This is a genomic window from Porphyromonas circumdentaria, assembly GCF_900167105.1.
GTDB lineage: Bacteria > Bacteroidota > Bacteroidia > Bacteroidales > Porphyromonadaceae > Porphyromonas > Porphyromonas circumdentaria.
In genome coordinates this window covers 58,817-71,402 of the sequence record NZ_FUXE01000012.1, presented here as the reverse complement: position 1 = coordinate 71,402, position 12,586 = coordinate 58,817, and the positions used below count along the sequence as shown (strand labels likewise).

The following is a 12,586-nucleotide window of genomic DNA, read 5'->3' as shown; positions in this document are numbered from 1 at the left end:
CAGGGGCTGAAAATTTCCTGAACGAGTACGTGGAATCCGAAGCTCAAAGCTACATCCATAGCCTCGCCATCGACGGGGACGAAAACCATTGCACTGTTCCCCTTTATGCTCCTCTACAAAAAGAGCACGTTCTTGTTTGGAGAAGGTGTTCAATAACACTCGAATAATCTCGTTAATTCCTGACTCTGATGATAGCATTTCCGAAATAAATGCCGACTTTTGTGATGCTGTAAGCTCCATTGTTCTTAATTTGTTTTTTGTTGTTACCACAAAGTTAAGAGCTACGGGGCTTACACACTTTTGTAGGACAGTATCTTACTACTGGAAAATACAACGGAATGCTACCTGTAAAAGCCTTTCGATTATCCCCCTAAAGAGATTGCCTACTACTGCGCGTGAGTAGTAGGCAATGCTCTCGAATTAGCAAAAACAAACATGAAACTTTTGTGGGATACGGTACCGCCATTGTCGGTATTTGTCCCGTATAGTCCTCTCAAACGCTCTCATTAGGGAACGATAATCTTATAGCCCTCTCGCCCTATTTGCACTATGTAATTGCCCATCGCCAAGGGAAGCGTATTTCTACCCTCAACCGAAATAAAGTGAGCGATTTCCTGTCCTGCAAGGTCATAGATATATACCTCTTGCCCTTGCTCCATGGTCAAGTGAAGCACTCCCTTGCCCAATGAGATTGCTACCTCTCGTGTCGGTTGCCTTTGTGTATCGACAGTACCGCCCATAAAGCTGAAAGTTATTTGTTGGTCTTTTTCGGTAATACCCGTAATTGGTTTCCCCAAATAGCCCCCACCGTGCAGTGCTGCGGCAGGTATAGAATGGTCTGTAAACTCTGTTTTATTAAGAGGACCAGGGAAAAGATCGTCCGCTTCGGAGTTGTAGGAGGGCGAGTTGTCTGCCGCTACAATCTGAAAACGGGGGTGCGTAGTGCTATTAGTGCGGTTTACACTATTGGTCTCCCAAGCAGAGCGCGAATAATCGACGTGAGTAATCATCAGACCATTTCCTGGGAGGTAGCTGTCCCAGCCATTCTTTTGCCTATTCTCAATAAGGAAATACTCATCCTTGTTGGCATCGGAATGAATGATGCAGGCTTCATTGTGAGTATTGATTGGATTGAGAGTTATAAGGGTAGGTTGGGTCAATTGACGAGGCTCAAGCCAACCGACAAACATACGTTCGTAAGAAGTATATCCTGCAGGAGTGTGCGACGAGTTATTGTAAGAGCCACAATCCATCAAACTCCAGCGTCCTACGCCATAGTTGCCCGTGAAAATAGCCGCGGTATCGTAAAAGTCGGGTAGCCCGAAACAGTGAGTAAACTCATGGCAGAATGTACCAATTCCGTCCAAGAAAACCCCTGATGCCCCTTTTAGCTCCGAAGTGCAAGCATAGCGGTCTACTTTTATTGTTCCCAACTTAACATCATGATATCCCGCCTCGGTCATGGTCCATGCGTGAGGCCAAATAGCAGCCGACGGGCCTCCTTGAGCCTCGCTATACCCTGCATATATGATGAATACCAAGTCTACAACGCCGTCATTGTCGTTGTCGTATTGTGAAAAATCTATATTCTGTTCAGAGAGTTGTTCGCATGCCTCCTTTACCATATCGGGCGCATGGGCATCGTTGCTGAGGTAGCTTTTCTGTCCATAATAAGCCATAGGACGCTTGAGGGTAATAGGTCCCAATACATCGAATATAGGGGTAAACTGTCCATGAGATTGATCAGAGAAATAGTCGAGTGCACTTCCTGTTGCTTTCCCTTTATTATACCCCTTTTCATTCATCTGTGCATGGATTGCTTTTTGGGGTTCTTTGATCTGGAACTTTACATCTTTATATTGCACCAGAATAACTAAACCCTTAGGACTGCCCTTAGAGGGGAATGTACCTCTCGAAAAGCTTTCTCGCAAAGGGCTCGTTTCACGTCTCTTATAGACCGCATTTTTGAAGTCCTCCATCGAGAGAGAAGCCAGAAAAGAACGCTCCTCTGCATTGCGCTCAGCAGGGTCGTGGGCTACAAAAGAGGAGATGGCAAAGTTATAACCTTCGGTAACGATGGCATATTTAAGATACCCCTCGTCATCCTGGAAGAGCATAAAACCATCGGTCGTGGTGTGGTAATTAAAGTGTTCGTCGCCCTGTAGCACAATAGTAAGTGTGCTACCGTCGGGTTGGGTAAAGAGCTTTAGCACCCGATCTGCGGGGGCAGACCACAAAGCTCCCTGCACCAATACCAATAGGGCGGAAAGGAGCGAGAACTTGCGTATGTGTTGCACGAGATTATTTTTCATAAATCAAAAAATTAGAGAAAAGAAAAACATCCCAAGAGCATCAATAAAGCGTCTTGGGATGTTTGCATTTTTTTATTTTACAAGTAGCTTGCAAGCAGTTTGAGTATAACCGTTGGAGAGTTGTACTACATAAGTACCCGAAGCAAGATGGGTAGAAGCGTGACGTCGTCCAGAAAGGTCGTAAACGGCCATTACTTCAAAGCCCTCCGTTGCCTGTACAGCATCTGAACTGTACCACGCTTTGGGAGTTGCTGCCTCCACAAGCTTTTCAGCAGAGCTCCACCCCTTTATACCAAAAGCATCGGCATTGTGTACACGGATTTTGGTAGGATCATAGCTGTAGTTGCTTACGAAAGCAACGACGCGGAGGTTTTCCTTTTTCCATTCGGGATTGAGTTTTATGCGATACGCCTTTTGATACTTGTATTCACTCAGACTAATCTCCTCTCCCCATACAGAGGGCGACACTATGGCACGTACCACTCCATTTTGTATATACTCTTTCTTCCCAGTCTGAGTTTTAGAGAGAATTTTGTCTTCTACGAGATATACCGAGAGGCGAATATCGGTTGCAAAAGGTAGTTCGTTTGCGGCAGATTCCCCTCGGATTACAATGTCCAACTCGTTGCTGCTCTCTTGCCACTCAACATCACCCTCTATAGAAATAAAGGCAGGGAAGGTCAATGCCGTATTTATCATCATGTCTACAAAACTCTCCCCATTGATGAAGTAGGCAGGACCCCTCTCTCCTGTAAAAGCACTGTATATATCTCTATTTACGGCAATGGCAGGTAAGAAGGATTTACTATTTTCAAAGAAAGCCGATATAAGATCAGAGACATAGGGAAGAGCGTAAGCATCTTCGTAAATATGGTGTTTAATCCAAACAACTTCGCTTTTCTTCTTATTGATAGAGACCGCATAGAGCGAGTCGGCTATTGGCATATTCTTGTGCCTTTCGGAGGTAAACTGCTCGAAAAGTACTCTCTTGAAGAAAGCTCCTTTCCCCTCTTTTATCACAAAAAGATCCTTTTCAAAGCTATTGTCCGTATCGTCTTCATCTTGCTTGCCATTAACAGAAATCAAAGAAAGGTCAATATTATGGTTACCCTCCTTTGGGAAAAGAATACCATCCATATTGATGCGAGCCTCCGAACCTGTACGCAAGTCCAAAGTGTCGATAACTATTTTCTGAAACTCAACATCGTCAGATTTAGCCGAGAGGGTTACGGTTTTTACGTTACTCTTACCATAATTGCGAAGTAAGAAAGAAGCAGGTGTAGGAGAGTTTTGCATTACGAAGTCCGACATTTCAAAACGTCTAATCCCCACATCGTTCAAGGGAGCATGCTCTTCTGTAGCATAGGCTACTATGGCAAAATTATAATCAATAGGGTGTTTGTCCAAAAGGTACCATACGTTACGGTCTAAAAAGAAGTTAACACCCGCTTCTCTAAGCCCAGCCCCCTTGCTTACTTGAATAGAAGGCATATTGGCATTAGTGTAACTCATTATTATACCTATGTAGAGGGGGGTATTCTGTTCGATGGTTATCTCTTTGGAGAGTTTGATTCGATTCCAAGCTCCTTCTTTTAAGTTATCTACCCTCTGTACATGTAAAAAGTTAGATATGCCTGCACCTATGTCTTTAGTTACAAATACAGAGAAAGAAGCGAGTTGTCCTTGTTCCAACGATCTGTAGAATTCAATATCGGTCAGCTTACTTCCCGCATATTTGTTGAGTATGTTTCCTTTTAGAAGTACGGCTGCACCGAAGTCTAAGGGGCCCTCTGAAACTTGAGACTTGAACGTACCGCCAGGCTCTTGAGATGCGTAGCCCAAACGAATTTTGTTGTCTTCTGCTCGTAGCGCATTTGCTATACTACTCTCAGTGGTGGGTTGGAATGCAAATCTTTCCCCTCTTTGAGATAGACCTTGCTGGAAGCAGAAAGTCATGAATGCAAATAGAAGTAAAATTTTCTTTGTCATAGGTTCTTGGAGATATACAAATAAAAAATCAGAGAGCAGGGTGAAAAAAATGCTCTCCCTACTCTCTGATGTAATGGAATCTTATTGGATTACATTAATCTTGGTATTTACAACAGAGCCGTCTACACCTTGTGCCGTTACCACGTAAACACCAGATTCTAAGTCTAAGACAACTCCGTCGGATCCTGCAGGAACACTCTTTTGTAATAAGAGCTGACCTTTCACATCGTACACGCGAATAGCTTTTGCCTTAAAGTCTCCGAATTGGAGCATCTTGGTAGTCGCGTTGTAAGCGATAGAAGATCCTACAACTACTTCTTGTACGCCCGTTTTGGTCTTTATCGCCAAGCGAAGTTGTGGAACCCAATCTAACAGAAGTGTTGCTTGTGCACTTGGGTTCTCTGGAGAGAGAGGATTACGAGACATATAACGCATAGATCGGAGAACACCACTTCCTTGATCGAAGATTACGAATTGTGCAGGATAACTTTCCGAAGTCGTGCCATCTTTCCAGACCTGTACACAAAGATGTTTATCCTTCTTGTATTCAAAAGGAGTATCGAAGTTAAATTCCATACGATTAGTCCCTTCTTTAATACCTATTTGCCCATCGTAAACAAGAACCATATCCTCGGGTTTCATGCAAGCCTCTGCAACGGTAAGCCCCGTAAGATCTTTTCTGTCTACGTTTGCCAAGTAAATCTTAACGTCTACATCATCGTCAGAAGCAATTCCGTTGATATAATCATATGCCAGACGGGTTATAGTTGCATCTTCATTTAGACCGATTTCCTCGGCATAGTAGGTAGTTTGGCCTACTGAGTATTGTCTTGAGAAACTCATGGGCAGAGTTGTTTGGTGAGAAATAGACTCACTTGTTACAAGATGACTCCAAGGTACAGTACCTGCAGGAAGAATCTTTACTTCTACTCCCTTAGAACGGTTATTGCTCATATCTCCGTCATCTTCCAAAATTACTTCGGCTGCCAATACAGTCTTTCCCTCTTGAGTAGGACGATACTTAAGAGTGCATTCAACGCTTTCTTTAGATTTAACAAGAGGGACTTCGTTGGTCTCTGCAAGAACATTTGCCTTGTCTCCAACCATTTGGAGCAGTCTTACTGTATAAGCACTTTGATCTTCAGAACCTTCATTGTATACCTTTATGACTACTTTGTTTTCTTGGTCGTTAATCAGTTCAAGGATATTAAAATCTTCTACTGATAAGTCTTTCTTGTAGAGCTCTTTTATGGAAACACCCTGTACGCTAAAGAGGTCGCGCGTATCCATTGAACCGATACTCGTACAGTGGATACCGATGTTGTAAGAAGCATCTTCTGTAATATCTACAGTTACTACCTCTTTCTTTATGAGACCTGGAGTAGGAACGGTGTAATCCTCAAATTTTTCAATCTCTTTCTGAGCTTCTGGTTTAGCCTCTTTACCAATATTGATGCTGAAGCTGTGGATAGAGTTGGCTAATTCGATTTGTGGTTGTATCGTTATCTCATAACGTCTACCTGCTCTCAAGTTAATGTTAGGAGAGAATAACCAGTCGTCGGCAGCTTTTTCATATCCAGCTGGGTCAAGTGCCATGCGTTCGAAGTCCTGAAAACCTCCTCCAGAGTAGGAGAAACGATTGCCGTCGTTGTTGGCATCTACCACAGACCAACTATCGACCTCTTCTTGGGTTGCAAAATCTGTCTTATAAGGAACTGAATAGGCTGTTCCAGCCAGTATTTTTTCAGACTCTGCGGGTACCCCCTTACCTATATTATTTTTAGGAATAATGACATAGGAATATCTCATAACCTCTCCCAAAGTGTTGTCTGTAAAAGATTTCTCTGTAAGATTCTCGGCAACAATCTTTTTATCAGGCATACGAACTACCGTATAAGTTACTTTAGAAGGATCTATCCAACCATCGTGCGCTCCTTTACTTGGAGCAGACCAACTAACCCACAATGTAGTAGGAGCAGTCTTCACATTAGAAATGTTTTCAACAACACCAGGTATATCCTCTCCTATATAGCAGCGAATACTGTCTACCACACCCTTCTTGTCATTGAAAGCTGTTACATAGTAGGTGTGAATACCTTGGGTAGCATTTACATCAAGCCATTGTGATTGTGTACCTGGCTGATTGGCTCCAGAAAGAGAAGCAACTACGTTATCTCTACTATCACGAGCTACGGTAACTTTTGAGATAGAGGCTAGTGTTTCTTTATCCCAAGTTTTAGTAGGGTTGGTCCATGTAACGATTGCTTGATTGGGTTTCCCATCTTTGTAAGTTGCTTGTAGATTTTCTACTCGAGCTGGGGCTTTTCTTGTTTCTGCCGTTTCATAAGGGATATAGAGAGCACTAACGACATCCCCGAACCCGATTAATCCGAGGGTTGTAGACGCACCAGTGACAGGGTCTATCTTTATTCCATATTGATAACTCGACTTATCTGAAGCCATCCAGTAGAGATCTCCTGTGGTATGGTCGAAATCGGCTGTATGAGTATAATTAGGAACAATAGGATTGCCATCTTTCTTTATTTCCTTACGAGAGTTTGCTACTTCCTTAAAATTGTCGTTAGGATTCAATTCTACGATTTCACTACCTACATAGTTCCCTTCGGCATTGGCCTTCCCTACGATTGCATAGAGTTTTCCATCCAAGTTGTAAGCAGCAGCGAAAACGTAAACTTCCAAATCTTGTACAAAAGAGAATGCTCCCGTATTAGTATCTATGGTATAGATGGCAGAAACGGCCTTGTCGGTACGTTTACTACGACCAAATCCCCAACACTTTTGGGTTGTGTGGTCATAGGCCAACTCATACATAGTAGGCCACTCTCGGTACTCTGTCGAGTTTTCATTGTACTCTTCTATAGAGGTAATTTCTCCTGTATTGGTATCAATTTGCACAAAACGATTGGGGAGAATTTGATAGGTGTAAATAGTTACTACATAGCCTATGTATTTACTTCCTGTATAAGTACCGCAGTGTAATACAATGCTTTTATAGGGATTGTTGTCTGTTACAGGAGCCAGACGTGTTATTTCAGAGAGCTTCTTGGAAAATAGATGTATGATGCTGGGGAAAGTAGTTCTATCTTCGATAGTAGATCCAAAAAGCCTTACCCCTTTTTTCGCACTACTCAAATTATCCCATACAAAGTTTATGTCGGGATCGCCTTGTGTAGTTGTTCCATTCTGTTCTGTCAATGCTGGGTAGGTACCTTGCTGGGGCATAGTTCTTTCCACCTGCGCAGATAGAAGACCCACTGAGATGCCTAACAAAGACAAACAAAGTAAAATTCTTTTTTTCATCTTGCTTTTTATACTAAAGTGTTTACAATAAATATTATGTCTTTTTGATGGGTTGAGAACGAGTGAAAATAGCTTTCTCGTAATATATAATTCTGAATATAGATGTTTGACATAAGGATTGAGTTTTACAAAACTACGAGTCTACAGCAGCCATCTTTACAAAGGTAAATAATAAAGAGTAATAAAAGAAAAAGTGTTTTGAAAAATATGAGAACTCTTTTCCGATGAAGAACATGTCCTTATATTCAGCAGGAGTGCGATAATCAATGAGATTAGCTTCATGAGGCGATATTTGTTTGTTTGCAATAAACTCTCTAACTTAGCGCAAAGAATCATTTTAAAGTATTAAAATGCCCTTTTGTGGTTACTTTAGACTGAGTGTTGCCCCAAATGTGACAGGTTCTGTGGGGCATTCAGTAGAGGGTGTATATACTATAGTACTTCTGTTGTTTGGAGAGAAGTTTTCTCTTCCCCGTCTTTGAATAGATTTAGAATTAGATATTTGACATAACGATTATTTATTTTGACGATGAAAAGATTAATTACTATTGCTACTTTGGTAGCAGGTGTTACGCTTGCTACATCGGTATCTTTGGAAAAAGCGAACGCTCAATATGCGTTCCCTACTCCTCAAGATGCTGTGAAAGGGAATGTGCAGGGTAGAGGAATGCAAAGCTTCGTGCCTTCTACAGGACGTGCTAATATGCTCCTTCCCGAGGGTACAACCATTGCTTCCTATGGAACAGAAGTTTCTATTCTAAAAGAAGACTTCTCCAAGTTAACTACGGGAACAGAAGCAAATCCTGACACAAATACCTTGATATATGTGTCTGGAGATGAAACTCCTATTTCTGAGTATCCCGTGTGGTTTAATGTTAAGGAGCAGTACACTCATCAGAAAACATGGGGGGCGGGGAATGTCTACCCCGCAGGAGGAGCTCTCTATATGGCAGACAAACAGGCTAAGATTAACACTCCTTTGATAGATGTCTCTAAACGACAAGCGAACTTCTTTGTGCGCTTTAGAGCTAAGGCTTCTCGTGCTTTGGGGCAAGGAGAAATGGCAGAACTGCTCGTAGAAGCTGCAGAGACTTTCAATATGTCTCCAACTTGGAGATTTGGTAACTCTATACATATTACGGATATCCCTACTACGTGGAAAACTTATGAGATTCTCTTCCAAGATGCAGGGAAAACAACCCTTGTTAATATCGTAAAGATGGCTCAAAATGATGATTACGGTGTCTTGATTGACGATATTGAGGTAGTTCAAGTTGACGCTCACGTGACAATGCCTGAGCTTAAGAACTACAACAACTATAAGGGTACATCTGTAAATCTCCGTTGGAAAGAAGTCGCTGGAGCGGATTCTTACCTTTTGAACGTGTACCATATGGTACCAACAGGAGAGCCAGCCCCTGCTCCAGGTGCTCCTGTCCCCACCAAGCGTGAAGATGTTGTTGTTAATCAGAAAATAGAGGGTGGTAATACAACTTCTTATACTCTTTCTGGACTTACTTCTGGCGGGGTGTACTTCTACAACCTAACTGCTGTTAAGGGCGAGCACAAGTCTATCACCTCTCCCGATGCAGAGATCTATGATTTAGAAGCACCTGTGTTGAAGTCTATCCAAGGTCCTGCTGTTAACGGAGTATTTACTGCCACTTGGGACAAAGTGCCCGCTGCAGATGTTTACAACGTTTGGGCTTACTATGACCGTACTGCAGAGAAAGATGGAGAGTTTGTTATTACCAACGAAGACTTCTCTAATTTGAGAGACATAAACGGCAATATCCCTCAATGGACTCCAGAGAATCCAGACCCTCATGCTGAGACGTTTCAGGGGCTTGGACGCGTTCTTGAAACAGTGCAAGCAGGATGGTTGGGCTTTACTTATGCCCCTTATCAAGGAGTCGTTTGTATTGACGGATGGCACTACTATAACGGAGGTAAGAACGTAAGCCTTCAGTCTGAAGAGTTAGACCTTTCTAAGGATGAAGGTAAATTCAAGGTTAAGGTAGACCTTTGGGGAGTTCTCGAAGAGATTAAGGATCAAAATGCTAATGTGATTGCTACGATTCAAACAGAGGCTGCTCTTGCTCTCTTTACCTATGACGAAGAGTTGAATGACTTCAAGCAGGTAGAGCTTATATATCCAGAAAAAGTTACTCCTAGATGGACTACTTATGAGATTGAATTCACAAAGGGAGCTAAGCGTTCTAAGTTAGGTATCTTTGCTGTAAAGGGTCCTGGTAACCTTTATATTGATAACTTGAAGATTACTCAGAATTATAAAAAGGATGAAGTATTCCGTGATCCTTGCTACTTGAAGCAGTTTGTTCCCGAAACAAGTCATGAAATACGAGTTAATGCCCCTGCTAACAAAGTGGCTGCGCCTCTTTACGCTCGTGTAGTAGCCGTTCGTGGTAAGGCTCCTCAAGATCAGTACTCTAGCACTAAAATTAAGACAAGTGAATACTCTGCCTATGAACAGGTTCAAAATACCGTAGGTGCAGAGGCTGTTCACGGTTTGGTTGAGGCTACTGCTTACGTATCTAATGGTGTTTTGCGTATCGAAAATCCTTTAGGTGCTCAGGTTACGGTATTTGGAGTAGCTGGAGAAACTGTTTATAACAACGTTTCTGGAGAGCAATCAATCGTAGTAGAAGGTTTGGCAACAGGTGCTTATGTAGTTTCTGTTGGAAATGAAGCTTTCAAGGTTGTTCTTTAAACAAAACAAGATAGAGAGGATATGATGTGGTCTACAGTTCAAAAAAGTTAATTGGTGTAGATTAGTTGTTACACACTCTCTTGTAAAAAATGACTCCGACAAGCCTTTTGTAAGGCTTGTCGGAGTTTTCTTTTTATGCTTTCCTTTTAAACTGGGTTCAAAGAAGTCGAAAAAGTTTGCGTAATAGAAAAAAGGTATTGTGAAAGCAGCTCGACAGCTCTTTGCGCCAAAATCTACAACTCTACCTCCCTACTCGTTCGCCTTTTGGGTATATGTCAGCACTCTCTAAAGCCCCCAGAAGAAGTCAAATTAGAGATGGGTCTCAGATAAAGTTCGGATGTGTGATAACAAGTACAGAATAGTGGTTTCCTAAACCATAGATTGTCTCGGATAAAGTTCAAACGTGTAACAACCTGCGTTACAACACTTCCTAAAAAGACTCCTGTATCGGGAGGCTCATGCCCTGTATAGGGTGCCTTTAGAGAATGGATAGAGCATACTTTCGCCACTCCTCTATAAGAAGCTGCATATCCTCGGGTAGAGATACCTCGAAGCGTATCATCTCTTTCGTCGTAGGATGTACAAATCCCAGTGTACGAGCATGCAACGCCTGTCGAGGGCATAGTTGCAGCATGCGCCGAGCAAAGGATAGATAAGCCGAAGTAGGGCGACCTCGCAAGATCTCATGTCCACCATACTTTTCATCAGAAAAGAGAGGGTGATTAATCGATTTCATATGCGCCCGTATTTGGTGCGTGCGCCCTGTCTCTAACCGGCACTCTATCAAAGAAACGAAAGCAAAGGTTTCAAGCACTTTATAATGGGTAACGGCGGGCTTACCCTCCCCGCTATCGGGTGGAAAAACAAGCATACGAGTACGATCTCTCGGGTCTCTTCCTATATTTCCCTCTATCCTACCCTCTTTTTCTGGAAAAGAACCCCACACCAAAGCATAGTAGGTACGTTCAGAAGTTTTCTCGAAAAACTGTTTTCCCAAGGCTGTCTTGGCATCGGGGCGTTTGGCTACCACGAGCAAACCACTCGTATCTTTATCGATTCGATGTGCTAACCCTACCGCAGGATCATTCGGGTCGTAAGTTGGATTATCCTTAAGATAAAATGCTAAAGCATTGACCAATGTACCCGTATAATTGCCATTACCTGGATGCACCACCATACCTGCTGGCTTATTGACCACGAGCAGGTCGTCATCTTCATAGACAATATCTAAGGGAATATCCTCGGGTAGAATCCCTTTCTCAAAGGGAGGACGCTCTAAGCGGAGGGTTATTATATCACCTGGACGTACACGGTAACTGCTCTTTATAGGAGTATCTCCTGCAAAAAGATGCCCCGCCTCGGCCGCTTGCTGAATGCGGTTGCGGGAGCTATGTTCCAAACGATCGCCCAAAAACTTATCTACTCGGATAGGGGTCTGCCCTTGGTCTACGACTATACGAAAGTGTTCATAGAGATTGGCACCCGCCTCTTCCTCGGGAAGGGGCGACAAATCAAAACCCTCCTCCTCATCCCAGATTTCTTCTGTATAATCCTCTCTCATAGCAGATTCAGATTACCACCAGTTTTCATCCTCTTTCTCACTCTCCTCTTCCAGTACGGGAGATTGAGCTCGAATGCTGTCTTCAATAGATTGGGTCAATTCATCTTCTACAAAAGGAGTATGCCCCGTAACCAAAAGAACGAGAGAAGATTTGGCTTGTAGCTTTGTTCCTGGGGCAATGGTTCTGCCATAACTATCCTCTACACCAGCAGTAAGACCGTTAAATTCACCTGGCACCTGACGTATCTGCACTACTCGAAATCCCAACCCCTCTAAGGTAGCCTTTGCTTGACGCATAGACATCCCCTCTAAATTGGAGGGAAGCTGCACTAACTTGGGGGAGAAAGCATTGACTGTTAGGAATATGATGCGCCCTGGTTTCACCTTAGCCCCCTCTTCGGGCAAGCTCTCGTACACACTGCCTGGAGCCAACCCTTCGAAATAGTTAGAGTCTACAATCTCACCCCGCAACCCTTGGTCTTTGAGCACCTTTTCCGCCTCCTGAAAACTAAGACCGCGCAGAGGGGGTACTATAACGCTATCGCCATGCCTCGTATAATGCCCCACCCAAAAGAGTAGAGCCATAATGATGGCGATACTAATCACAATCATTAATACAATGTTGCCAATGAGGGAATTACGTCGTAAAAACTTCATAGAAAAATAGTTTTA

At 43.0% G+C, this 12,586-nt stretch carries 7 protein-coding genes; 1 reads left to right on the top strand and 6 read right to left on the bottom strand.

All coding sequences use genetic code 11. The features are described from left to right. The 4 genes from B5D06_RS06305 to B5D06_RS06290 form a co-directional block, all read right to left on the bottom strand. A partial coding sequence (locus tag B5D06_RS06305) for a transposase (RefSeq protein ID WP_200804986.1) occupies window positions 1-240 on the bottom strand: 240 nt, incomplete at its 3' end. 266 nt (window positions 241-506) lie between these two features. Continuing rightward, window positions 507-2,312: a M6 family metalloprotease domain-containing protein gene (locus B5D06_RS06300; RefSeq protein WP_078737164.1), complete on the bottom strand. Its 1,806-nt coding sequence runs from the start codon at window positions 2,310-2,312 to the stop codon at window positions 507-509. Window positions 2,313-2,384: 72 nt separating this feature from the next. After that, window positions 2,385-4,301, bottom strand: a complete 1,917-nt coding sequence (locus B5D06_RS06295; protein ID WP_078737163.1) for an Omp28-related outer membrane protein — start codon at window positions 4,299-4,301, stop codon at window positions 2,385-2,387. Between the two features lie 81 nt (window positions 4,302-4,382). Next, a complete protein-coding gene (locus B5D06_RS06290) occupies window positions 4,383-7,544 on the bottom strand; it encodes a T9SS type A sorting domain-containing protein (RefSeq protein ID WP_143742631.1) in 3,162 nt (1,053 codons plus the stop codon). A 607-nt stretch (window positions 7,545-8,151) separates the two neighbouring features. On the opposite strand from B5D06_RS06290, the gene B5D06_RS06285 reads away from it, so the two are divergent. Continuing rightward, window positions 8,152-10,353 carry a hypothetical protein gene (locus tag B5D06_RS06285; protein WP_078737161.1) on the top strand — a complete coding sequence of 734 codons (2,202 nt, stop codon included), beginning with the start codon at window positions 8,152-8,154 and terminating at the stop codon, window positions 10,351-10,353. Window positions 10,354-10,831: 478 nt separating this feature from the next. On the opposite strand, the gene B5D06_RS06280 is transcribed toward B5D06_RS06285, so the two are convergent. Together B5D06_RS06280 and B5D06_RS06275 are read right to left on the bottom strand one after the other, a co-directional pair. Beyond that, window positions 10,832-11,914, bottom strand: coding sequence for an RluA family pseudouridine synthase (locus B5D06_RS06280; protein WP_078737160.1), 1,083 nt, complete (start codon window positions 11,912-11,914; stop codon window positions 10,832-10,834). A 12-nt stretch (window positions 11,915-11,926) separates the two neighbouring features. After that, entirely contained in the window at window positions 11,927-12,571 is a 645-nt protein-coding gene (locus B5D06_RS06275) for a PASTA domain-containing protein (protein ID WP_078737159.1), read from the bottom strand. Between the last annotated feature and the right edge of the window lie 15 nt (window positions 12,572-12,586).